This window comes from Ferrovibrio terrae, assembly GCF_007197755.1.
GTDB lineage: Bacteria > Pseudomonadota > Alphaproteobacteria > Ferrovibrionales > Ferrovibrionaceae > Ferrovibrio > Ferrovibrio terrae.
The window spans coordinates 647,176-671,225 of record NZ_CP041636.1 but is presented as its reverse complement, the minus strand read 5'-3'; the positions used below and the strand labels follow the sequence as shown (position 1 = coordinate 671,225).

The following is a 24,050-nucleotide window of genomic DNA, read 5'->3' as shown; positions in this document are numbered from 1 at the left end:
TTACTCGGGAATCGTTCTGGGTGCGGGATGAGTAATTTGGTGCGAGCTGCCCCTGAGATTCACCGAGCCGTCGAATCTCTGCGAACTGATTACCTTGATATGGATTGCAGCATTTCTGCGGTCCAGAGCCTCTACTCCCTGGGATGTCCTCTGACCACAGCCGATATCAATGAAATATTCGCCTGAATTTAGTGCGAAATGCAAGTCGAAGCGGACGGTTGTGACCTCGCCTGCCATCAGGCTGAAGTAATGCCCGTCCTGCATGGATGAGTTGATGCCATAAAGCAACGTGCCGTCGAGTGTCTTGATGCCGATCCCGCACATGAGATCGCTTATATCGGCCGTAGATCTTAGTTTGATCGCGAGCGAAGCAGTGGCGCCGTCATTGATGCTGGGTGGATAGGATATGCCATCTGCGGTCAGCAGATAGTCGATCACCTCTACAGTGCGAGGGCCGTAACGGAATTCATCTTTATTGTAGTGTGGCCTGTCCTCGACGCCCGTAGAGTGTGAGGAAGCTTCCGCAAAACTCTGAAAGTCGTACGCTTCCGTTGTCGTATTGCGACCGGCGGCTTCCTTTTGCACCACCGTGATGTTCTTGCGGCCGAACATCAGTGCGAAATACTCATCGGCGGCGGCGCGCGGTGTCCCGATGGTGTACAGACGGCTGCCCTCGAGAACAATGGCGCGATCGCACATGCGTATGATCGACTGTGTGTCATGCGATGCAATTAATATAGTCATGCCGTGATCACGCATGGCCCTGAGCCGCTCATAACATTTCTGCTGAAACTTCGCGTCACCGACGGCCAGAGCCTCGTCGACGATCAGGATGTCTGGCTCGACGCTGATGGCGGCGGCAAAGGCGACGCGGACGAACATGCCCGAGGAATAGACCCGCACGGGTTGGTCGAAGAAGTCACCGATATCGGCGAACTGCTCGATCTCCTCCAGCTTGGTGGCTATCCGCGCCGAATCCTCGTTGGCGATCTGCAGCTGCAAGACGGCATTCTGACGACCGGTCAGATCCGGGTTGAAGCCAGCGCCGAGCTCCAGCAGTGCGGCGACGCGACCATGAGTGAGTACCTCGCCCTGGCTGGGCTGCATGACGCCGGCGATGACCTTCAGCAGGGTTGACTTACCTGAACCGTTGCGGCCCAGGATTCCCAGCGTGGTGCCTTTTTCCACTTCGAAGGAAACGTCCCGCAAGGCCCAGAATTCGCGATGTAGCGTGCGACGGAACGGATGCAGCGCCTCGCGCAGACGCTGGCCCGGCGTGTCGTAAAGCCGGAATTTCTTGGCCAGGTTCCGAATCTGGATCGCGGGATTGCTCATCGGATGCCGTCACACAACATCGGCGAACTCGCTCTTCAGGCGCATGAAGCTGCGATATCCACAGAAAAGCAGTGTCAGGGTGATCAGCCAGAAAGCAATGACATGCAACGTAGGCTGCCAGACGGGATGGCCGTAAAGCAGCGCCGCGCGGTAGGCCTCCACAATATGCGTCATCGGGTTGAGGGCTGCCAGACTGCGCCATGTCGGCGGCAGCATGTCCAGGCTCCATACGATGGGGGTAAGCCAGAACCACACGTTCAGGACCGGCGTGATGGATTGGGCCACGTCGCGATGGAAAACATTGAACGCACTCAGAGCCAGGCCAAGCCCCAGGGCGAAGGCGGCCAGTGCGAAATATGCATAGAGCAGTTGCCAGATCCAGATGCCGGGCAGGATGCCATGTCCCAGCAGCACCAACAGCGTCAGCACGAAGAAAATCACATGCGGGAAACTGGCGCCGAGGATTTCGACCAGCGGCAGGACTTCGCTGGGGAACTGAATTTTGCGCACCAGGAAACTGTTGCGGGTGACCGTGCCAGTCGCAGCCGCCAGCGCCTCTGACAGGAAGGTCCAAGGCAGCAGGCCGGTGACGAAATAGACGGCAAACGGCTGGCCGTCCGGTGCGGTGACACGGAAGCCATAGGTGAAAACCAGCCAGTAGGCAGCCACCATGGCCAGAGGCTGAAACACTGTCCACAGCATGCCGGCACCGGTACCGGCGAAGCGGGACAGGAGGGCCTGTCGCGCCAGCGCCAGGATTACCCGACGGGAATGCAGAATAGTCCGACTATAAGAAAACATGCCTGCGAATCCGGCAGTTATGGTCAGTGACCAAATTAGGCAGCTGCGGCTTGGCTGTCCACGTTGCTGCCGCTCTCCGGCAGGGCGGCGGCAAGGGCGGCCAGCCGGCGGCGGCGGCGGCGGGCGCGCAGTAGGGAGAGCGGAAAGGCCGGGTTCTGCCCGATGGACCGAATCAGCAGGTCGATCGCAGCGGCCACACGGCCGCTGCGCAGATGGCGACGCAGCAGTTGCCAGGATTCGTGGGCGATCCAGTCCGATAGGGCATGTGCGTGGCCGGGGGGCTGGCGGCGAGCTAGAGGCAGAAGATGGATAGCCAGACGCCGGTGTTCGGTCAGGATGCCATCCGCCTGCTGCGCGGCAGGATCCAGTGTCGCCGAGGCGCTGTGCAGCTGGTAAATATAGGTGGGCACCATCAGCCGGTGTGGCCGGTGGCCGGTAAGGAACAGCCGGAGCAGCCATGCCCGGTCAGCCGCAATGATCAGGCTTTCATCGAAAGTCTGGCCCGGACCGGCCATCAGGTCGTCACGCGTCAGCAGGCTGCGGCGGAAAAACCACGAATTGAAGCCTGGGGCACCGAACATAAGTTCGTCGAACAGGCCGCGCTCGCCTGACATATGCTGTAGCTCGAAAGCGGGTGACTGACTGTCCTGCGGATTCTCCAGCGGGACCAGGAAGCAGCGGCCATTCAGCACATCGCTTGCCTGCGGCATGGCGAAATAGGCGCCGACATTGGCCAGAGCGCCTGGCGGCAGCCGGTCATCAGTATTGGCAAAACCCACCACTTCCCCTGTCGCTGCCGCAATGCCCTTGTTCATGGCATGGTGGGAGTTGCGGTCCGGTCCTGGAATGAAAGTGATATGGCCTTGCTGCGCCACGTATTCGGCAGTGCCGTCGGTCGAGCCTCCGTCAACCACGATATGTTCCAGGTTGCTGTAGCCCTGATCCTGTATGTTCTTTATAAGGTCTCTAAGGAATGACAGGCGATTCAGCGTCGGGGTAATCAGGGTGATTCTCGGCCAGGTCGCGGTCGAGGACGGAAGAGTGGCCAACCCATCTGCCGCGGTCAGCGGACCGCTGCAGATGCGGATATTGGGCACGGAGAGAATGGATTGAAAGGCTTGCGACTGCACCGACGAGTCTTTATCACGCCATCTACCCGAGGTGAAAGAAAATTGCGTATTACTCGTTTTTTGAGGCGATAGGAATAACTTCGATGGCGGCTGATCCGCGTAACACAGCATCGCCCGAGCATGAGCATGCCGGGCATGGCTTGTCGTCATCCCAACTCGCTGCCCTGTATCGCAAGCTGCGTCTCATTCGCCGCGTCGAAGAAGAGACGGCGCGCATCTATCCTTCGGACAAGATCAAGAGTCCCGTTCATCTGGCCATCGGCCAGGAAGCAAGCTCTGCCGCCGTCTGTGACGTACTGAAGCCTGAAGATGTCGCCTCCGGAACCTATCGCAGCCACGCGGTCTATCTCGCTAAGGGCGGCAACGTCGCCGCGATGATGGCGGAGATGTATGGCAAGGTGACGGGGTGCTGCCGCGGCAAGGGCGGCTCGATGCATATCATCTCACCCGAAGCCAATGTGCTGGGTTCTTCGGCTGTGGTCGGGACCAATATCCCGATCGCGACCGGTCAGGGCCTGATGCTCAAGCGTGAAGGCAAGGGCCGGGTCTGTGCCGTCTTCTTCGGAGATGGCGCCACCGAAGAGGGCTGTTTCTACGAAAGCCTGAACTTCGCAATGTTGCATCGCCTGCCGGTGCTGTTTGTCTGCGAAAACAACGGCTATGCCATTCATGAGCCGCTGTCGAAGCGCTGGTCCAGCGAAGACATCTGCGCCCGTGTGGCGGCTTTCGGCATGCCGGTGGTGCAGATTCCCGATGGTGATGTTTTTGCCATGCGCGAGGCCGCTGCCCAGGCGGTGGAACGTATGCGGCGCGGCGAAGGGCCGACCTTTATCGAGTGCAAGCTTTATCGCTGGCGCGAACATGTCGGCCCCGCCGAGGATTTCGACCAGGGCTATCGTCCGCGTTCGGAAGCCGAGGCGTGGATGGCCAATGATCAGGTTGCGCGTGTCGGCAACATGCTGCCGGCTGCCGAGCGGGCCGGCATCGATGCCGAAGTCGAAGCCGTGATCGCTGATGCCGTCGATTTTGCTGAAAGCTCCGCTTTCCCGCCTGCTGAAGAGCTATACGCCAATGTCTACGCCTGAACGCCTGCTGCGATATGTCGATGCGCTCGCCGAAGCGGTCGCGCTGGAGATGGATCGCGATCCATCTGTCTTCGTGATGGGACTGGACGTCGACGACCACAAGGCAATCCAGGGCTCTACGCGCGGCCTCCTGCAGCGCTTTGGTGCCGACCGGGTATTCACTACGCCGCTGTCGGAAGATGCCATGACCGGCGTCGCAATCGGTGCGGCGATGGCCGGCATGCGGCCGATCCATGTGCATATCCGTATGGACTTTCTGATGCTGGGCATGAACCAGCTCGTCAATATGGCGGCAAAATCACATTATATGTACGGCGGAGCTGTGAAGGTGCCGCTAGTGGTGCGTTGCATGATTGGTAAGTCCTGGGGGCAGGGTGCGCAGCATAGTCAGGGCTTGCATGCGATGTTTATGCATGTGCCTGGTCTCAAGGTTGTTGCTCCGAGCAACGCCCATGACGCGAAAGGCTGTCTGATCGCAGCGATCCGTGACGACAACCCCGTGATCTTCATGGAACACCGTCTGCTCTACGGGCTGGAGGCCTATGTGCCGGAGCAACCGTATACGGTCGAGCTGGGCAAAGCGCGCGTGGTGCAGACCGGCACTGACCTGACCATCGTCGGCATTTCAAACATGCTGGTGGAATGTCTGCGTGCACAGGAACTGCTGAAGGAGCAGGGCATCCATGCCGAAGTGATCGACCCGATTACACTTTCGCCGTTGGATAGCGAGACCGTCGTCCAGTCGGTGGCGCGTACCGGCAGGCTGCTGGTCGTCGACAACGGCTGGACCATGTGCGGTGCCAGTGCAGAAATCCTGGCGCGGGTTGCCGAAGCGCGCGCGACCCGTGGTGCCATCGTGCAGCGTATGGGGTTTGCGCCGACCACCTGCCCGACGTCGCCGACGCTGGAACAGCTTTTCTATCCGAATCCGGCAACGATCGCATCGGCGGCACATGCCATGGTTCGTCCGGATGCTGCTGCATGGGAGCCGTCGCCCGAATTGGCCAGGCTGGCCTACCAAGTGCAGTTCCGCGGCCCCTTCTGATCTTCCAAGAACAGGATACAACTTCATATGTTTTACGAATTGGCGGCATCGTCCTGGGGTCAGGAAGAACTCGATGCGATGCAGCGCGTTATCGCCAGCGGCTATTTCACGATGGGCGAGAATGTGAGAGCGCTGGAGCGTGAATTCGCCGATTATTTCGGCATGAAGCACGGTGTCATGGTGAATTCCGGCTCCTCCGCGAATCTGGTTTCTACCGCCGCCCTGTTCTACAAGCAGGACCGCCCATTGCAGCGTGGCGATGAAGTGATTGTGCCGGCGATTTCCTGGGCGACCACATACCATCCGTTGCAGCAGTATGGCTTGAAGTTGCGTTTCATCGACATTGACTTACAGACACTGAATGTCGATGTCAGCAAGCTGGAGCAGGCTTTGACGCCGCGCACCCGCGCTATCGTTGCCGTCAGCATCCTGGGTAATCCCGCTGCGCTGGACGTCATGCGGGCCTTTGCCGATGCGCATGGCCTCTATCTGCTGGAAGACAACTGTGAGTCTATGGATGCAACGCTGAACGGCAAGTTCACCGGCACCTTCGGCCATCTGAATACCTTTAGCTTCTTCTTCTCCCACCATATCTCCACGATGGAAGGTGGGATGATCCTGACCGACGACACGGAGCTGGCGCATCTGTGCCGGTCGATCCGTGCGCATGGCTGGACCCGTGATCTGCCGCCGGACACGAAAATTTTCGACCGCAAGGGCAGTGAGTTCTACGAGGCATATAACTTCATCCTGCCGGGCTACAATGTACGCCCGCTGGAACTGTCTGGCGCCATCGGTCGCGAGCAGATCAAGAAATTGCCGGCGATGACCGCGCAGCGCCGCAAGAACTGGGCTTTGTTCCAGGAGCTGTTCGGCAAGGATGAGCGGTTCATCATCCAGCGCGAGAACGGCAAGAGCTCGGCCTTCTCTTTCACGCTAATTCTCAATCCGGCCCACAATGCGGATCGCGAACGGGTGTTCGGCGCGCTACGTGATGCCGATATCGGCTATCGCATCATCACCGGCGGCAATTTCCTGCGGCACAGCGTGATGAAGTATTACGACTACGAGATCGTCGGTGATGTGACGAACGCCGATATCGCTCATAATCGTGGCTTCTTCGTCGGCAATCATCCGCAGGATTTGACGCAGCAGTTGGAGCGCTTGCACAGCGCTCTGCACAACATCGCCTGATCATCGGGGTATACCTCCATGGCAAAACCTTCTGTCCTCGTTACCGGTGGTGCCGGATATCTCGGCTCCATCATGGTGCCCGAACTGCTGAATGCGGGCTATCGCGTCACCGTTTTGGACAACTTCATGTTCAGGCAGTCGCCGCTGAATCACCTGTGCGTCAACCCCGATTTCGATGTGCAGCGCGGCGATGCGCGCGACGAAGCCGTGCTCAGGCCTTTGATCAAGAACGCGGACTACGTGATTCCTCTGGCTGCGTTGGTCGGCGCTCCGCTGTGCAGTATAGATCAGCCCGGCGCTATCGGTATCAATCGCGACGCCGTGGTGACGCTGACGCGCAACCTGTCGAAGGATCAGCGTATCCTGATGCCGATCACCAATTCGGGCTACGGCATCGGCGAGAAGGACAAGTTCTGCACCGAAGAGACGCCATTGCGGCCAATCTCACTCTATGGCCGCACTAAGGTCGAGGCCGAACAGGCAGCACTGGAGCGCGGCAATGCCATCAGCTTCCGGCTGGCGACTGTGTTCGGTATGGCGCCGCGCCTGCGCCTGGACCTGCTGGTCAATGATTTCGTCTATCGCGCCGTTTTCGACCGTGCCGTGGTTCTGTTCGAGCCGCATTTCAAGCGGAATTTCATCCATGTGCGCGATGTCACCCGCGCCTTCCTGCACGGCATGAGCAATTTCGAGACGATGCGCGATCAGGCTTATAACGTCGGTCTGTCCGACGCCAATCTGTCCAAGCAGGAGCTGTGCGAGCGCATCAAGCGGCATCTGCCGGCCTTCGTCTTCCCCGAGGCACCCGTCGGCGAAGACCCGGACAAGCGCGATTATATCGTTTCGAATGCCAAGATCGAGGCCACTGGCTTCCAGCCCGCTTTCAGCCTGGATGCCGGGATTCAGGAGCTGATCAAGGGCTATCGCATGATCCGCAACAGCCTGTACGGCAACGTTTAAGGTATTTCGCGACGGCCAAAACCGGGATTGTCGGCTCCGGGGGCGGGCGCTAGTATATACGTCCGCGTGTGGCGTTGAGGGCTGTACCCTCGCGGTAATATGGAAAAGACAATGGCATTGGCGAATACGGCTCCGTCCGAACATCTTGATCTGCTTCTGATCAATCCCGGCGGGCGTGACAAGATTTACCAGAATCTGGGAGGCACCCTGACGGCCATCGAGCCGCCCCTGTGGTGCCGCCTGATTGCCGGTTATGCCCGTGATCGCGGCTATGCCATCCGCATTCTGGATTCTGAGGCAGAAGAGATGGGGCCGGAGCGGGTGGCTGAGCAGGTGCGTGAACTGAATCCTCGCCTTACCTGCATGGTGGTGTTCGGCCATCAGCCATCGGCCTCGACCCAGCAGATGGTGGGCGCGCGGGATGCCTGCGAAGCGATCAAGGTGATTGTTCCGGATATGCCGATCCTGATCGTTGGCGGCCATGTCTCCGCTTTGCCCGAGCGGACATTGGCCGAAGAGCCGGTTGACTACGTCTGCAAGGGCGAGGGGCCGGATACGGTGGTGGCCCTGATCGAACAGCTCAAGCTCGGTGATGAAGCAGATCTTTCCACTGTTCCTGGCCTAGTCTGGTATTCGGACGACAAGATCATGATCAACAAGCCGGCGGAACTGATCAAGGATCTGGACGCCGATCTGCACGGCAATGTCTGGGACATGCTGCCGATGGAGAAATACCGGGCGCATAACTGGCAGTGCTTTGGTGACCTGGAGTCGCGCAAGCCCTATGCCTCGATCTACACCTCGCTAGGCTGCCCCTATAAATGCACCTTCTGCTGCATCAATGCACCTTTCGATACCAACCGGTACCGCATGCGCAAGCCGGAGCACGTGGTTGCCGAAATTGCACATCTGCATGACACTTACGGCGTGAAGACCTATAAATTCGTCGACGAGATGTTCGTGCTGAATGAACGTCATGTGACGGCAATCTGCGATCTGCTGATCGAGCGCAAGTTCGAGCTGAACATCTGGGCTTATGCCCGTGTCGATACCGTCAAGCCGCATATGCTGGAAAAGCTGCGCAAGGCAGGTTTCCGCTGGCTGGCGCTGGGCATAGAGTCCGGCTCAAAGCATGTGCGCGATGGCGCGCAGAAGGCGTTGCGCCATGAGGACATCATCAACATCGTGCGACAGATCCAGTCGGCCGGCATTAGTGTCATCGGCAACTTTATCTTCGGCCTTCCCGATGATGATGTGGCCACGATGCGCGAAACGCTTGAACTGGCCCAAGAGTTGAATTGCGAATTCGCCAACTTCTATTCGGCTATGGCCTATCCTGGTTCCCAGCTCTATCACCAGGCGGTGACGAACGGTTGGGCGTTGCCGGAAAACTGGTCAGGTTTCTCGCAGCATTCCTACGACTGCCAGCCGCTGCCTACCGAGAAGGTCTCCGCGGCAGAGGTGCTGCATTTTCGCGATGAGGCCTTCCATGCCTACTTTGCACATCCCCGTTATCTCGACATGGTAACACAGCGCTTCGGCTGGGATACCCGACATCATATTGAAGAAATGGCGAGCCATCGCCTGCGCCGCAAACTGCTTGAGGGTGTGGAGAAGGCAGCCTGATGTCTGCAGTCAAGCCGGCCGTGCTGGCCGGCCTCAATGTCGCTGTACTGGCCGGCGGATTGGGAACCCGGCTGCGTGGTGTGCTTGATGACCGGCCGAAGATACTCGCCCCTGTCGCTGGCCGGGCTTTTCTTGATCATCTGCTTGATGCATTTGCGCTGGCCGGAGTGGAACGGGTTCTGCTCTGTCTCGGTCATATGGCGGATAGCGTCCTGTCACATCTGAAGGTCTGCAAGCCAGCGCTCTCGGTGGACTGCATTGTTGAGCCGCATCCGCTCGGAACCGGTGGAGCTCTGCGTTATGCCCGATCCCGGCTACGCGGGGACCGCCTTCTTGTCGTCAATGGCGATACCTGGTTGGGCTTCGACCTGCCGCGGCTGGCCGCTTCCTTCGACCCGCAAGTTATGGCGGGAACGCTGGTCTATGTCGAAGTAGACGATGCTGGTCGTTACGGTCGGTTAGACATTAACCACGAAGAGCGCATCACGGCCTTTCTTGAGAAAGACGCGACGCATCATGGCGGTGGGATGGTGAACGGCGGGGTGTATCTGCTGTCTGATCAATTGCTGGACCAACTGTCGGCCGGCACGGCGATTTCGCTGGAGAGAGATTTTCTCGAGAAACTCCCCCCCCGGACTCTGCACGCGTTTCGTGCGTCAGGGCCGTTCATAGATATCGGCACGCCTGAAAGCCTTGCGATCGCCGGAAGCGTTGTCAGACAGGCCATGTTTGGGAGAGCAGTGTGATTATTAGCCGTACGCCATTCCGAATCTCGCTTTTTGGCGGCGGGTCCGATTATCCACATTGGTATCGTCAGCATGGCGGCAGCGTGCTGGGATTTGCTATCGATAAATATTGCTATATTTCGCTGCGCGAACTGCCCCCTTTCTTCGAGCATCGGCACCGCGTGGTTTATTCGAAAGTCGAGACAGTTCATGAGGTCAATGAAATCCAGCACCCAGCCGTGCGCAATGTCTTGCTGGACATGGGGATCGAACGTGGCATGGAAATACATCATGACGGCGATCTGCCGGCGCGATCAGGCCTGGGATCGAGTTCGTCTTTCACCGTCGGGTTACTGAACGCACTTTATGCGCTGTCTGGTCGAATCATTTCCAAGAGCCATCTGGCGCAGGAAGCTATTCGCATCGAGCAGAATGTCATTCAGGAGAATGTCGGTTCGCAGGATCAGGTTTGGGCTGCTTTCGGTGGTTTTGGCAGGATCAATTTTGCACCTGACGAAAGCTTCAGCGTGCTTCCCCTCGTGATGACGCGGGATCGCCGTGATGAACTGCTCGGAAGTCTAATGCTGTTCTTCACCGGATTTTCGCGCATCGCCTCCGAGGTAGCTGCGAAGAAAATTGCGTCCCTTGATGCGAAGGCGGCACAGGTGCGGCAGATGGTTGAGTTGGTCGATCAGGCGGTTGGGATTCTGGCCAGCCAGAGCGATTTCGACGATATCGGCCGGCTTCTGCATCAATCATGGCAATTGAAACGGGGTTTAGCCGACAGTATCACCAATCGTGATCTCGATCAGATTTACGACGCCGGTATGGCGGCTGGTGCACTCGGCGGCAAGCTGCTGGGCGCCGGCGGGGGCGGCTTCATGCTGTTCTATGTGCCGCCGGGCCGGCAGGAGGCGGTGCGGCAGGCATTGCCAAAGCTGATCGAAGTCAAATTCGGTATCGATACAGCGGGCAGCCGGATCGTGGTGTACGAGCCGGAGGGCCTGCAGAACCGATGATGCGGCAACCGGGATGAGCGCCAGCATTGTCATCCGGACTACGGGTGCACGGCCGCGTGGTTTGCAGAGGGCCGTTGCCTCGGTGCTTAACCAGTCCGCCGGTGATGCGCAGGCGATCGTTGTGGGTGACGGTGTCGATCCATCGCCGCAGTTGACCAGCTTTGCTGATCGCCGGCTGCGCATCCTGGTGCAGCCGAAAGCTGGGCGCTCGGCGACCGGGAATGCCGGCTATGCGGCAATCGAAACGCCTTTCCTGGGTTTCCTGGACGATGATGACGAACTTCTGCCGGAGCATGTGGCGCAACTACAGGCCGCGCTGACGGCGGCGCCTGAGACCGTCGCGGCCTATGGTTTCTGGGAGGAGATCAGAGTGCGCGGCGCCGATGATGCGGCTCGGGATGTCTCGATTCGCCAGCGTGGCGTGGTGCCCTTCTCGCGCGCCGCGCTTTGGATGCGGAACTACCTGCCGATTCAGTCAGTGCTGTTCCGCCGATCAGCGCTGGGTCAGGACAGGCCGTTTGATGAGCGCCTTGATGCGCTGGAAGATTGGGATTTGTGGCTGCGGCTCAGCCGCAAGGGCGATTTCGCGGCTGTGACTGAAACGACGTCACGCTATCGCAAGGCGGCCAGCCAGCGTGAACAGGCGGACCGCGCTGTCTTGCATCTTGCCGCCCACGCCTATTTAGCCGGCAAGCATGGCATGACGGATGTAACGTTCCGTTTCGGAGAGTTCCAGATTTTGGACGCATATATCAGGGATCATCTCGACGAGATAACCGGCTTTCGGGATAGCGTTGGCCGGATATGGCGGCGGCTTCGCCAAGGTTATTAGGGCAGGGTTTGAAATCGGTCATGACATCGCCAGAGATTTTCGAACTTGCAGGTAAGCGTATCTGGGTCGCTGGCCATCGCGGCATGGCGGGTTCGGCGCTGTGCAGACGGCTGGCTTCCGAGAACTGCGAGATTCTGACCGTCGATCGGCAGCAGGTCGACCTTCGGCGTCAGGAGGCCGTCGAGCGCTGGCTTGGGAACACGAAGCCGCAGGTGGTGTTCATTGCCGCGGCTACGGTCGGCGGCATTCACGCGAATTCAACGCGGCCAGCGGAATTCATCTACAACAACATGGCGATTGAAACGAATATAGTCGAAGCTGCGTATCGCGCCGATGTCGAAAAGCTGGTCTTCTTGGCATCATCCTGTATCTACCCACGTCTAGCCGCACAACCGATCACTGAAGACCAGCTTATGACGGGCCCGCTCGAGCCCACGAATGAATGGTATGCGCTGGCCAAGATTGCCGGAATTAAACTCTGCCAAGCCTATCGCAAGCAGTATGGTGCGGACTTTATCAGCGTGGCACCGAACAACCTTTATGGCCGTGGCGATAATTACGATCCGCTGCAGGGTCATGTAGTTGCAGCGCTGCTGGCGAAATTCCACAAGGCGAAGATCGATCGCGCAGAGACGGTAGAGATCTGGGGAACTGGCAAGCCGGTGCGGGAATTCCTTGACGTCGATGATATGGCCGATGCCGTGGTATTTCTGACGCGCCGTTATTCCGATTACGAACATATCAATGTTGGTACTGGTATCGAGACCAGCATTCTAGAACTGTCACAGCTGGTGGCCGAAGTGGTAGGGTGGACTGGCAGGTTCGCCCACAATCTCGACAAGCCTGATGGCATGCCGCGCAAGGTGATGGATGCCAGCCGTATCGCGGCCATGGGGTGGGAGCCGCGAGTCACGCTGCGTGACGGACTGGCGCGTGCCTATCAGGATTATCTGACTTTCCTGGACGTGAATCGCGTTTAGCGCAGGCTGGCCGGCGATCGCCGCAGATAGATGGCCGGGTTCCAGGTCAGCCATCCTGCGATCTGTGCCGTGCTGGCTTTCCGCGCGGTCTGAATGCGGCTCCGCTGGGCCAAGGCTACGGCGAGTCCGCGAACGGCATCGATGATGCCGCGCCCGACCGGCTGGTTCATGCCGCTCCAGCATGCCCGCAACCACAAGACCAACAGGGTGCCGATATGGAACGGCAGCAGCGGGTAGAACAGAGGTGCTGGCATGTTGCGGACAAAGCACCAGATCATATTTCGCGTGCCGTGATAGCGCGCGAAAGCCGAGTTTGCGCCACCGCTTGTTGCGCTGCCGGCATGATGGACGATCGCAGCGGGCACCTGGATGCAGCGATGGCCACGCAACCGGAGGCGAAAGGCCAGGTCAACGTCTTCGATGTAACAGAAGAAGCTCTCTTCGAATCCGCTGGCGGCACGGAAAATGTCAGTGCGGTACAGGGCCGCAGCAGCGCAGGGCGAAAAGACTTCGCCTTCAGGCGGGAGGGCAGTGCGCGGCCAGCCATAGCCTCCGCGCCATGGAATGCCTGCCGCAAAGTAGCGATCACCCGCCCCGTCCAGTATCTCGGGATTGGCCATGTTGAGCTGTGTCGAACCGAACATCACCGCATCGGGATGACGGTCTGTGGCCGCCATCAGTTGTTCAAGCCAATCGGTGGTCGGGACCGCATCGGGATTGAGCAGCGCCAGCCAGGGCGTATCGGTCCCGTTCGCGGCCAGATTGTTGGCTGCTGCAAAACCGATGTTGCTCCTGGATTCGATGAAGTCGAAACGTGCATCATCCCGCACGGCAGGGCGCGCCGCGGCGATGGAACCGTCGGAGGATGCGTTGTCGACGATGATGGCTCGGAATGCCGGATAGCTCTGATTGCGCAGGCCGGTCAGCACGGCCGTCAGATGCGGGCCTGCGTTGAAGTTGACGATCACCACTGTAACGGCTGGATCCGCCGCGTCGATCGTCTGGTCTGCGGTCACGGCTGGCGGCAAGTGGGTTCATCCATGTGAGGCGCACCAGAAAGTATCACCTGGCCGACATGCCAGCAACGCGCCGCTCAGCCGATCATCTGCGCCTGGTGCCGTGCGGCAATCTCGGTCAGCGGTCCCTGGTCGATAAGGCGGCCCTGATGCAGAACAAGGGCTGTTGTGCAGATACGTTCGAGCAACGGTTTGGACCTTTCGGCCAGCACGACGATCGACCCGGGCGACATGCCGTGATCGATGTAGTGGCAAAGCCGCTCGACCACTGCGGGCGGCAAATGTTCCAGCATTTCATCGATCAGCAGAATTTCCGCGTCGTAGGCGACGGCGATGCTCAGGCCGAGCCGGACCTGGTGCCCCTGCGCCAGGGTATGCAGGGGCTGGTCGAGGATGTCGGCCAATTCGCCGAATTCGGTGGCTCGTTCCATACGGCTGCGACAATCGGCTGGCGAAAAGCCCATGAGAAGGCCCTGACCGATCAGGGTTTGCCGGGCAGTGAAGCCGGGATCGATGCCAATGCCGGTCCCCAGCACGCTGATCGGGCGGCCAGTCAGCGCCAACTCCCCTCTGGAGGGCGTTAGCAGACCGCCCATAACCCTGAGGAGCGTGGTTTTGCCAGCCGCATTACCGCCCAGCAGCGCCAGCCGCATGCCACCGCTCACTCTGAGCGAGATATCGGTCAGCGCCGTCACGGTGGAACGATGCCGGTCGGCAGTGCGGCGGGACATCCAGCTGAAGAGGTTCCATTTGAAGGACCGGTCGCCCGCAAAGAAGAGCGGGAAGTCGACGCTGACACCGTGCAGAAGGAGTTCGGCCATCCTCTAGATCCAGTACGGCAGCCGTTTGGCGGTGCGATGAGTCAGCCATAGACAGACTGCGCTGCCAACTGCCGCCAGAGCCGTTGCTGCGAGCCAGACATCCACGGTGACCGGCTGACCCAGCAGTGGTTGGCGCACCAACGCAATCAACCAGGCGAAGGGATTGAAAGATACTAAGTATTCGAAGCGGCCGAGATTGTATTCGACCCACAGGATCGGCGTCAGGAAGAACGCGAGGTGGATGGCCCAGGCGATCAGTTGGGGCAGGTCGCGGAAGCGCGCGCTGGCCAACGCCGCCAGGTAGCTGATCCAGAAGGTATTGGCGACGAACAGGATCAATCCCAGGGCCAGCGGCCAAGCCTGCACCGCGACACTGCCGGAATATATCCAGGCGGCAATCAGCGCCGTCACGATATTGAGCGCCAGGACCAGGACATTCCGGAGGATGACCCGCAGGACCGGAACGAGCAGGGGAATCCGGTTATGGCGTAACGTGTTCAGGAAGCTCCACACCAGGCTGGCGCTCTGGTGCAGGCACTGGGCCAGGAAGGTCCAGGCGATCAGGCCGGCCGCCAGGAAAGGGATATAGATTTCGAAATCGGGCAACTGCTGCTTCAGCACGGTACCAAAGAACAGGCCCAGGCAGAGGATGACCAGGGCGAGGCCCATAGTCGACCAGAGCGGTCCGAGCAGAGTGCGGCGGATGCTGGCGTCCACATCCGCGAAAGCGGCATAGGCAGCAAAACGCGTCATGTCTCGCAGCGTCGGGGAGTGCATCGGGCCCTATCCAGCCAGTGGTGGCGGGACGCCGTAGTAAGCGGCTGCCGGTGTGCGGTCAACCGAAGGGCTGGCAATATGTAATACATTAATAAAGTGTATATATTTTGATGGTTTCAAAGTGCACTTGTATGCGGGTCTGGGGCCGACTGTGGCTTCCGGGTAACACACCCTGGGAGTTGTCGACCGCTTCCTCGGAACTAGCGAAACGGATTGACAAACTTGGCCCGCTCCCGGAGAAATATGGTTGAAATTGCCACCAGGGGTTCCTTGGGGGGGCGCTAAACATAATTAGTGGCAGGAGCTCTGCATGCTGCGTAAAATTACACTGGGCCTGATGGGCCTCGGGATGATGGTGTCGGGCTCTGCCTTTGCAGCCAGCGACGTCAGCAATTCGGGTTCGGGCTCGGCCCAGGTCGTGACCGCGATCGCCGCGCCGATCGCCTCGGCGCAGACCGCCAGCCTGATCAGCGGCGCCATCGGCGGCGCCCTGAGCGGTGGCATTGGTGGTTTCTCTCCGAGCGGCAGCACTTTCAGTCTGACTGACAGCGGCAATCGCGCGCCGAACCAGACTACCTACCTGAATTCGCGCGATACCGGCCGCAACGCCGGCGCGGCGGACAAGCCGTTCGGCGTCTGGCTGCAGGGCGCCTACAGCACGATCGACAACGGCCAGGTCGGCGCTGCCGCGGATGGCACTGCGATCAACACCGTGCTCGGCCTGGACTACAAGCTGAGCGACCGCTTGGTCATCGGCGTGGGTGGCATCTACGAGAATGTCGATGTCGATACCAATACGCTGACCGGTCGCGGCAATGTGCAGAGCGAAGGTTTCGGCATCGCGCCCTACCTGGGCTTCCAGCTGACCAACCGGTGGAGCGCCAGCCTGAGCGGCGCCTATAGCTGGCTGAGCTACGACGCGAAGCGCACCAACAACACCGTCTCGGGCAGCTACGATGCCACCCGCTGGATGCTGAATGGCTCGCTGAACGGTACCTATACCTCGGGCAAGATCGTCATGATGCCGCAGGTCGGCGTGATGTATCTCGAGGAAGAGGCTGATGCCTTCACCGAGTCGAATGGCCAGGTGAATGCCAGCAACACCATCAAGCTGGGTCGCCTCTATGCCGGTGGTAAGGTCGGCTACGCGATGGGCACGATGATGCCGTACTTCAAGCTGATCGGCGAATACGACTTCGAGCATCCGGATGCGCTCGCCATCGGCAACGGCACCTTCACCAACGACGACGATACCGGCGGCAAGGTCGGTCTGGGCGTGGACTTCTTCTCGGCCGGCCCGTTCAGCGGCAATCTCGAAGGCACCTATGACTCGCTGGGTCGCACCGACCTCGACGTCTGGACCATCTCGGGTCGCGTGCGCATGCGCTTCTAAGCAAGCGCTTGCAAGTACAGTCTTCGCGTAACGAGAGGGTCGGGCTGCAAAGCCTGGCCCTCTTACTTTTTGGGCTGGTACTGGCGGGGTGTGCGCCGGATCTGAACCCTTTCGTCAGTCGCGGGGCCTATGCCGATGGGATCGCGGCCGGCTGGCAGAAGCTGGGTTTCCGCACCGACCGCTTCGACCTGGCTGGTTACGCCCGTATCGGCAATCCGGCCGATCCGTCCTTGGCCGTTTTCATCGAGGGCGATGGCGTCTCCTATATCACCCGCACCGAAATCTCACCTGATCCGACGCCGGAGCATCCGGTCGCCCTGCAGATGGCGGTGAAGCATCCGGCATCCAACGTGCTGTATCTGGCGCGACCCTGCCAGTATACCGGCGGCTACAAGGGGCGAGGTTGCGAGCCGGCTTACTGGACCTCGGCGCGATTCGCTCCAGAGGCGGTGGGCGCGATGGATATGGCGATCAACCAGTTCATGGCGGCGCGCGGGCTGCGAAGTGTCATTCTGTACGGTTATTCCGGTGGCGGCACCATGGCGGCACTGCTGGCAGCACGGCGCCAGGATGTCGCCGGTTTTGTGACGGTGGCCGGCGTGCTGGATCATCGCGCCTGGACCAGCCACTTTGGTGACTCTCCTTTGCGCTATTCGCTGAATCCAGCCGACAGCATGGCGGCCCTCCGCGCTATCCCGCAGCGGCATTTTGTCGGCCAGCGCGACACCATAGTGCCACCCACCCTGACCCAGGCCTATGCGCGTCGGGCCGGGCTGAACGATGGTGCGGTAAGCGTCGTGCCGCGTGCCGACCATACCTGCTGCTGGGCGGACCTGTGGCCCGATCTGGCGCGCCAGCCGCTGGCGGTACCGCCCGGCTCCTGATCATGTTGTTGAGGGACAGCCAACTGTTGCGCGCTCTGCCCGCCGTTGCTTTCGTGCCGGCCCTGCTGCTGCCCTATGCCATGCTGTCGGTATTCGAGTCCGGCGTCTCGGAACGGGCAGAGCCCATTATCCTGGGGGCGCATGCTTTCGCCGCGCTGGCGGCTGCAGTCCTCGCATTGTGCACCATTGCCGGCCGTCCGCCTGCTGTCCGCCTGCTGTGGCTGGCAGCGCCAGCCATCGCCATGGCGGTGTGGTCGCTTGCCGTGGGCTTTGCGCGCGGCGTGCCGCTGACCGCGCTGTTCGGCACGCCGCAATCCGGGCTCGGCGTGTTGTGGTATGTCGATCTGGCGCTCTGGATGATCCTGGCCGGCATAGTGGCGGAATCGGCTTTCTGGTGGCGGCGGCTGATCGAAGCCTGCGCGGTGATATATCTGTGCTTTGCATTACTGTCGGTCGGCCAGTTCAGTGGCCATACCCCCTTTCTTTTCATCACCACCTCATGGCCGGCACTGGCGCTGCCCTGGATGCTGCTGGCGCATCGCGGTGGGCGATACTGGACGTGGCGCGTGGCGCTGGTGTTGGGTGCCGCAGTGGTTTCTCTCGTCGCCGCGCGCAGCCTGACCTTTATCTTCATTTTTGCGTCTTCAGCGATCCTGTGTGGCATCGTCTGGCGCTGGGGCGATCGCCTGCCCTGGCTGCGTTCGCGGTGGTTGGGCCTTGGTGCCGTGCTGATTGCTGCCCTGCTGCCTTTCGCCCTGATCGCCTCCGGCCTGGCGGGCGGGCTTGGCGCTTCGATGCGATCGCGCGTGCTGACCGTGCAGATGGTGATGGCGCGCCTGCAGGAGAGCTGGGACACCTGGGTCTTCGGCCTTGGTTGGGGCCGCATTGATGAGGCCTTTGCCCGGTATGTCAACGAGGTGCAGGCGCCGCTATGGGATGAGGTGGGCTGGGATTTTCTTCACCGCGATTTCTTCCATAGCCACAATCTGCTGACTGAGGCGGCACTGGCTGCGGGCCTGCCGGGTATCGTGCTGGCAGTGGCCATCCCCGCCATCGCCATCTGGCTCGCGCCGGCAGAGAAACGCCCCTATGCCACAGTCTTCAGTTCCGCATGGCTGGCAGCGCTTGGCGTCTGGATGGAGCTGGCTTACGTGTTGCCGCTGTTCGCCCTTGCCATGGTGGCGCTGTGCCACGATGAAAAGCGACCCGCTGCCGCGCCGGCATCGCGATGGCAGTATGCTGGCGGCGCTGCTTTCGCGGGGGTGGCCGGATTGCTCTGCATCGCCACTGTGGCGCTCGGGCTGCAGATGGCCAGTGTCGATCGCCTGCGCGCCTGGCTGAAAGCGCCGCAGGGGGCACCGCCGCAGACAATCGATCTCCGCGGCAATGACGGCATCCTGGTGACGACTGTAAATCCCGCACTCAATCTGATGAAGGATCGCGCTGCCGCGGGATTTCCGGAAGGCATGGAGCCTGAAAACCGGCGGCTTGCCTGGATGCTTGCGACGCTGGAAAGCAGGATGGGAGTGACGCGCAATCCGGTCGTGCCGATCACCGGCAGCAATGTACTCAGCCAAATCGCACTGAATCCCGATTTCGCGCCATTGCAGCCAAAAGCCCAAGCGGCGCTGGGCCATTGGCCGCGCTGGCTGGATCTGGCGATGACACTGGCGCCCGAGCGCAGCGATCTGCCGATTGCCTACCTGACCTGGCGCTTCAATGCCGGCGACCTGCGCGACGTGCTGCTCTGGGCAAAACGTCTGCGTAACCGCAACCCTGACGATCCTGTGGGTCTATATTTCGAGGGCGGCGTCTATGTCCGCCAGCCCGATCCGCAGGTCAAACGTCAGGGATTGGCGTTGCTGCGTCGTGCGCTCGACAACGGGATCGAGCGCCTGATTCCCCTGACAGAAGACCTCAAGGCCCAGATCCGCGATGCGGCCGGCTGAGCCAGATCGACTTTCCGTATCGAATGACTTATTGACCTGCCATGGAAAAGACCGACACCTCTTCGGCTGAGCCCACCCCTAGCAGACTGCGTATGGGCCGCAGTGTCTCGTCGATCACGGTGGTCTATTATACTGGCCCGGTCCTGTGGGCCTGCATCGAGAGCCTGCTGCTCCAGCCGGAACTGGTCGAGCTCATCCTGGTGGTGAACGGCATCGATGCGGCCTCGCGGCAGCGATTGCGCGAGCTGGCCGGCACCGAGCCCCGTATCCGCCTGCTCGAAAGCCTGCGCAATATCGGATTTGCCGCGGGCTGCAATCGTGGTGCGGCCGTTGCGACGGCGGATCGCCTGGCTTTCGTCAATCCGGATTGCGTGCTCGCACCCGGCACATTTGGCGCCATCCTGGAGGTATTCGACGCACAGCCGCGGGCATGGCTGATTGGCGGCCGCCTGCAGCATCCCGATGGTCGGGAACAACGCGGCGGTCGCCGTGAAATCCTGTCGCCCTGGCGCGCCTTTGTGGAGCTGTTGCGGCTGGATCGGCTGTTCCCGAACCATCCGTATTTCACCCGCCTGAACAGCCATGAGAGCGAGCCGGTCAATCATCCTGTCGAGGTGCCCACGGTCAGCGGCGCTTTCATGATGATCGCCCGTGCGCATTACGAGCAGCTCGGCGGTATGGACGACAATATGTTCCTGCACTCCGACGATCTCGATCTCAGCATCCGTGTTGGCCAGCATGGCGGCCAAGTCTGGTATGCCGGCCATGTGCCGATCACGCACCATCTGAGTACCAGCGACGTGTCGCGAATATTCATTGAGTGGCATAAGGCCCGCAGTACAAGCTACTATTTCGTGAAGCATTTCCAGAATTCCTACCCGCGGTGGACGCTGTCTGGGATATCGATCTTGCTATGGGCGCGGTTCTTGATGATCGCAGTCATTACCCTGCCGACCGACTTGCCGCGCAGTGTGAAGCGTTGGCTGCAGCGGAGGTTTGACTAAGAAGTCAGTCGCTGTTGCCGCCATGGCCGCTAGAATCGGCGCCAGCTACGGAGGCCGACCGCGTCACAACTGGCCCGAATCAGCAGGGCGTGGAGCTTTTGTGTCTGTAGCGACAGTTGACGAATGTTGTCGTAGACGCCGATGGCGCAGGCAAGCACCGTAACCAGCCAGTATTCGAACGGCGGGGCAAGCAACAGCCCGGACGCCAATTCAGCGGGAGTTTTGGAAACGCTGGTACGCAGTTGTCGACAGCTGTTGCTTGCGTTGATCGGATGAGTATTGTTGCGCTGAATCGCCGAGCTTTATATAAGCTATTGATAAATATATATAATAATATATCTGAAGTCGGGTTTCCTGCGATTTCCCGAAAACTCCAAGCTACCGGAAACTCCTCAAGATACCGCATTCGAAATTTTGGTGGTTCAGTTGTTCCGTTGTTCTGAATCCGCTCCGTCGATGGTTGGAAGGGGGAATGTCGCGTGCTTGCCCTCTGTCCAGCCGATCCCTATCATCCGGCCCCGATAACATTTTTTGTTCGTGAGGCGTTCGTGGTTAGCCAGTTGGAAAGAGAGACGGGGGCTCTGTTCGGTCCGCTTTGGGCGGGCCTGTCGGACGAGCAGTATCGCGCTTCGGTCGAACTCTTCGTAAAGCGGGCCCAGGCCAACGACTTCGACCTCGATTGGCTGAAGGGCAAGACCTGTCTCGATGCCGGCTGCGGCAGCGGGCGTTACTCTGTTGCGATGGCGCTGCATGGGGCTGGCGCGATCACCGCGGTCGATGTTTCGGATTCCGGCCTGGCGGAAGCGCGTCGTCGCGCCCGTGACTTCCCGCAAATCTCTTTTCAGCAGGCGTCAGTCCTGCAGTTGCCGTTCGCCGATGCCAGCTTTGATTTCGTCTGGTCTGCCGGCGTGATCCATCATACGGCCGATTTTGATAGGGCGCTTGGCGAATTGGTGCGCGTGCTCCGGCCGGGCGGTAAACTCTTCCTGCTGGTCTATGGTGCTGGCGGTCTGCGCTGGAAAGCGATCAAGGCATTGCGGCCGATAGTGGCAGATCTGGGTGCCGCTTTTGTCGATGCCGCGATCCAGGCAGCCGGTCTCCCGGCCAACAACCGCAAGCATTTCATGGATGATCTCTTTGTCCCGGTTCAGCTGCTGACGGACTGGCAAACTTTCCTACCCAAGCTGCACGGCCATAACTTGTGCAACATCATGCGTTGGACCGGGAATACATTCGACCAAGAACAGAGCCCAGATGCCCAACTCGAGGACCTGGTAAAGCTCCTGGCTATCGCGGCTTCCTGCGAGACGCTTGCTGGCAGTGACCGGGATCGCTATCTCGGCAGGCTTGCGAAGGACACAGCGCAACTTTATGTCGATACCGCCAAGCGGGCCATGATCGATGCCAGCCTGTCGGCCGAGTCGGTGCGAGAGATCGTGATCGGCCAAGGGAACCATCGGGTCGTGGCTGAAAAAGCGCCCGCCTGATTAATGTGTGATGCGGACTGCGCGGCCAGCGCCCGCCCGACCGGAGTGACAATGACGAGCACCTCAGCTGCAGCATTCTGGGAAACGATCGCTTGTCCGGTCTGCGGCGGTACATCCTTTTCGCCGCGCTTTCGCCTGCGCTTTTCGGAATTCGCTTCGGATCTCAGCAAGGTAAACCTGAAGCTGATCGGCTGTACCCCGGATACCGTGTTCGACTATTCCGAATGTGCAAGTTGCAGCTTCGTCACCACTAATCCGCGGCTGACCTCGTCGGCGAACGAGACTTTCTACAACAGCTTCAAGGCACCCTACACAGACAATATCTCGACCGAACTCGGTTCGCCGGGTTCGACGGTGTCGTCGGCGCATCGCACGTCGAAGATGATCCGCACGTTTCGCGACCTGCAGCTGGCCATCGCCCTTTGCGGCCGGCGGGTGACCGGGGCGCGCCGCACGGACGGCCCGATCCGGATGCTGGATTATGGCAGCGGCCATGGTTACATGCTGCAGCTGGCGCGTACCTTCGGGCTGGAAGCTGCCGGTGTAGAGCTGTCGCAGAGCCGTATCGATCTGTGCCGCAGCATGGGACTCAAGGTTGGCAGTCGCGAAGAAATCCTCGACAGCAAGTTCGATATCGTAATCTCGCAGTCAGTCATCGAGCATGTGAACGATCTGAACCGCTATCTGCAGGACATTGCCGGTGCGCTCGACAAGGGCGGCATTTTCATCTGCAATGGCTTGACGCCGCAGACAGTGCCGATCGAACAGAGGCGCGGCCGCTACAAGCTGACCCATCCAATCTCCCATCTCAACTTGATGAACCGCCGGAATCTGCAGACCCTACTTGAGAAGCATGGTTTCCGCATTCCTGGCCGGCGCGAATTGTGGGACAGGCTGCGCGAAGGTAGCTGGTCGATCTACATGCGCGCGCCCTACGCGATCTACGGCGCAATCATGGTTGACGGTGCCGATATACAGGCCATTGCGATTAAGACGTGATGCATGTCGGACCGTAGCGCCAAACCACGAGGCCTGTATTACTCGATCCTGAAGTACCAGCCGGAATCCCTGGATCTTTTGCATCGCTGTTTTGATGTCACTGTACTGGAGTCTCCGGCGCATGACACGGCAGCGGTTCTTGCTCGGACCGAGGTTTTATTCGCGCCGCTCGGCTTTCAGGTCGACAGGGAGAAAATCGATGCCTGTCCGCAGTTGAAGGTTGTCGCTTCGAATACCACGGGTCATCCCCATATCGATGTCGAATACTGCCGTTCGCGCTCGGTCGCGGTGGCCTGCCTGAAATTCGCGCAGGACTTCCTCGACCGGATCACACCAACGGCGGAACTCACTTTCGGCATGATCATCGTTTTGACGCGCAACATGCTGGCCGCGCACAAGGGCGCTCTTGCCGGCACATGGGATCGCCGCCCCTTCGGTGCCCCGGCCATGCTGTCGCGCATGCGGCTCGGTGTTGTCGGCCTGGGGCGCTTGGGCGGACGGGTTGCCGGCTACGGCGCGGCTTTCGGGATGCAGGTTCGCTACTACGATCCGTTTGTCGTTTCACCGGTTTACGAACGCGCCACCGATTTGATGGCGCTAGCGCAGTGGTGCGACGTGCTCAGTATTCATGTGCCGCATGAAAAAGAAACCGAAGGTCTGATCGGCTACCAGGTGATCGGGGCAATGCGTCCCGGCAGCTATCTGGTGAACACCGCTCGTGGCGAGCTGGTGGAATGGCAGGCGTTGCTCGAGGCATTGCAGAGCGGCCATCTGGCTGGGGCGGCCTGCGATGTTTTTGAGGGCGAGTTCGAGCCTGGTTTCACGCAGAAATATCCCGGGCATCCGTTCCTGGCTTATGCGAGGTCGCATGACAATGTCTTGCTGACGCCGCATATCGGTGGTTCCACGATCGATGCCTGGCGCGAAACTGAAATCAAAACCATTGAAATGGCACGTAATGCCATCGCTGCAAGGGCCGGAGGATAAG

22 protein-coding genes are annotated in these 24,050 nt (G+C 60.1%); 16 read left to right on the top strand and 6 right to left on the bottom strand.

Annotated elements, in window-relative coordinates:
* The 3 genes from FNB15_RS03180 to FNB15_RS03170 are packed head-to-tail and all read right to left on the bottom strand — an operon-like array spanning window position 1 to window position 3,377.
* Complete coding sequence (locus FNB15_RS03180; RefSeq protein ID WP_144067322.1) at window positions 1-1,335, bottom strand: ABC transporter ATP-binding protein; 1,335 nt, start codon at window positions 1,333-1,335, stop codon at window positions 1-3.
* A 9-nt stretch (window positions 1,336-1,344) separates the two neighbouring features.
* Window positions 1,345-2,136 (bottom strand): ABC transporter permease, encoded by a 792-nt coding sequence (locus FNB15_RS20910; protein ID WP_185973693.1) that lies wholly within the window; start codon window positions 2,134-2,136, stop codon window positions 1,345-1,347.
* Between the two features lie 35 nt (window positions 2,137-2,171).
* Entirely contained in the window at window positions 2,172-3,377 is a 1,206-nt protein-coding gene (locus FNB15_RS03170; protein WP_185973692.1) for a glycosyltransferase, read from the bottom strand.
* Here FNB15_RS03170 and FNB15_RS03165 point away from each other — a divergent pair.
* The 9 genes from FNB15_RS03165 to FNB15_RS03125 all read left to right on the top strand — a co-directional run bounded on the left by FNB15_RS03165 (window position 3,350) and on the right by FNB15_RS03125 (window position 12,732).
* On the top strand, window positions 3,350-4,351 hold the full coding sequence (locus tag FNB15_RS03165; protein ID WP_144067319.1) for a thiamine pyrophosphate-dependent dehydrogenase E1 component subunit alpha: 1,002 nt from the start codon (window positions 3,350-3,352) through the stop codon (window positions 4,349-4,351). The two genes, FNB15_RS03170 and FNB15_RS03165, sit on opposite strands and share 28 nt — an antisense overlap.
* The gene (locus FNB15_RS03160) at window positions 4,281-5,396 is read left to right on the top strand and encodes an alpha-ketoacid dehydrogenase subunit beta (RefSeq protein ID WP_246068774.1); all 1,116 of its coding nucleotides are present in this window, start codon (window positions 4,281-4,283) and stop codon (window positions 5,394-5,396) included. Before FNB15_RS03165 ends, FNB15_RS03160 begins: the two co-directional genes overlap by 71 nt.
* Window positions 5,397-5,423: 27 nt before the next feature.
* The gene (locus tag FNB15_RS03155; RefSeq protein WP_144067317.1) at window positions 5,424-6,590 is read left to right on the top strand and encodes a DegT/DnrJ/EryC1/StrS family aminotransferase; all 1,167 of its coding nucleotides are present in this window, start codon (window positions 5,424-5,426) and stop codon (window positions 6,588-6,590) included.
* An 18-nt stretch (window positions 6,591-6,608) separates the two neighbouring features.
* Complete coding sequence (locus FNB15_RS03150; protein WP_144067316.1) at window positions 6,609-7,550, top strand: NAD-dependent epimerase/dehydratase family protein; 942 nt, start codon at window positions 6,609-6,611, stop codon at window positions 7,548-7,550.
* 111 nt (window positions 7,551-7,661) lie between these two features.
* Window positions 7,662-9,176, top strand: coding sequence for a B12-binding domain-containing radical SAM protein (locus FNB15_RS03145; RefSeq protein ID WP_144067315.1), 1,515 nt, complete (start codon window positions 7,662-7,664; stop codon window positions 9,174-9,176).
* Window positions 9,176-9,922, top strand: coding sequence for a sugar phosphate nucleotidyltransferase (locus FNB15_RS03140; protein ID WP_144067314.1), 747 nt, complete (start codon window positions 9,176-9,178; stop codon window positions 9,920-9,922). Before FNB15_RS03145 ends, FNB15_RS03140 begins: the two co-directional genes overlap by 1 nt.
* Window positions 9,919-10,920: a GHMP family kinase ATP-binding protein gene (locus FNB15_RS03135; RefSeq protein WP_144067313.1), complete on the top strand. Its 1,002-nt coding sequence runs from the start codon at window positions 9,919-9,921 to the stop codon at window positions 10,918-10,920. The genes FNB15_RS03140 and FNB15_RS03135 overlap by 4 nt, the downstream gene beginning before the upstream one ends.
* Before the next feature lie 13 nt (window positions 10,921-10,933).
* Entirely contained in the window at window positions 10,934-11,752 is an 819-nt protein-coding gene (locus FNB15_RS03130) for a glycosyltransferase (RefSeq protein ID WP_144067312.1), read from the top strand.
* Window positions 11,753-11,772: 20 nt separating this feature from the next.
* Complete coding sequence (locus FNB15_RS03125; RefSeq protein ID WP_144067311.1) at window positions 11,773-12,732, top strand: GDP-L-fucose synthase family protein; 960 nt, start codon at window positions 11,773-11,775, stop codon at window positions 12,730-12,732.
* On the opposite strand, the gene FNB15_RS03120 is transcribed toward FNB15_RS03125, so the two are convergent.
* From FNB15_RS03120 to FNB15_RS03110, 3 genes are all read right to left on the bottom strand, one after another.
* Window positions 12,729-13,748 carry a glycosyltransferase family 2 protein gene (locus FNB15_RS03120; protein ID WP_185973691.1) on the bottom strand — a complete coding sequence of 340 codons (1,020 nt, stop codon included), beginning with the start codon at window positions 13,746-13,748 and terminating at the stop codon, window positions 12,729-12,731. The two genes, FNB15_RS03125 and FNB15_RS03120, sit on opposite strands and share 4 nt — an antisense overlap.
* A gap of 77 nt (window positions 13,749-13,825) precedes the next feature.
* A complete protein-coding gene (locus tag FNB15_RS03115; protein WP_144067309.1) occupies window positions 13,826-14,569 on the bottom strand; it encodes an ABC transporter ATP-binding protein in 744 nt (247 codons plus the stop codon).
* A gap of 3 nt (window positions 14,570-14,572) precedes the next feature.
* Window positions 14,573-15,322, bottom strand: a complete 750-nt coding sequence (locus tag FNB15_RS03110) for an ABC transporter permease (RefSeq protein ID WP_144067308.1) — start codon at window positions 15,320-15,322, stop codon at window positions 14,573-14,575.
* Window positions 15,323-15,656: 334 nt separating this feature from the next.
* Here FNB15_RS03110 and FNB15_RS03105 point away from each other — a divergent pair, with 334 nt between their 5' ends.
* From FNB15_RS03105 to FNB15_RS03075, 7 genes are all read left to right on the top strand, one after another.
* Entirely contained in the window at window positions 15,657-16,739 is a 1,083-nt protein-coding gene (locus FNB15_RS03105) for an autotransporter outer membrane beta-barrel domain-containing protein (RefSeq protein ID WP_144067307.1), read from the top strand.
* A gap of 8 nt (window positions 16,740-16,747) precedes the next feature.
* Complete coding sequence (locus FNB15_RS03100) at window positions 16,748-17,623, top strand: alpha/beta fold hydrolase (RefSeq protein WP_144067306.1); 876 nt, start codon at window positions 16,748-16,750, stop codon at window positions 17,621-17,623.
* A gap of 26 nt (window positions 17,624-17,649) precedes the next feature.
* On the top strand, window positions 17,650-19,572 hold the full coding sequence (locus FNB15_RS03095) for a hypothetical protein (RefSeq protein ID WP_144067305.1): 1,923 nt from the start codon (window positions 17,650-17,652) through the stop codon (window positions 19,570-19,572).
* Window positions 19,573-19,664: 92 nt separating this feature from the next.
* Window positions 19,665-20,576 carry a glycosyltransferase gene (locus FNB15_RS03090; RefSeq protein ID WP_185973690.1) on the top strand — a complete coding sequence of 304 codons (912 nt, stop codon included), beginning with the start codon at window positions 19,665-19,667 and terminating at the stop codon, window positions 20,574-20,576.
* A 479-nt stretch (window positions 20,577-21,055) separates the two neighbouring features.
* Window positions 21,056-22,063, top strand: coding sequence for a class I SAM-dependent methyltransferase (locus FNB15_RS03085; RefSeq protein WP_185973689.1), 1,008 nt, complete (start codon window positions 21,056-21,058; stop codon window positions 22,061-22,063).
* 51 nt (window positions 22,064-22,114) lie between these two features.
* Window positions 22,115-23,062 (top strand): class I SAM-dependent methyltransferase, encoded by a 948-nt coding sequence (locus FNB15_RS03080; protein ID WP_185973688.1) that lies wholly within the window; start codon window positions 22,115-22,117, stop codon window positions 23,060-23,062.
* Between the two features lie 3 nt (window positions 23,063-23,065).
* Window positions 23,066-24,049: an NAD(P)-dependent oxidoreductase gene (locus tag FNB15_RS03075; RefSeq protein WP_144067301.1), complete on the top strand. Its 984-nt coding sequence runs from the start codon at window positions 23,066-23,068 to the stop codon at window positions 24,047-24,049.
* Window position 24,050: the final 1 nt, after the last annotated feature.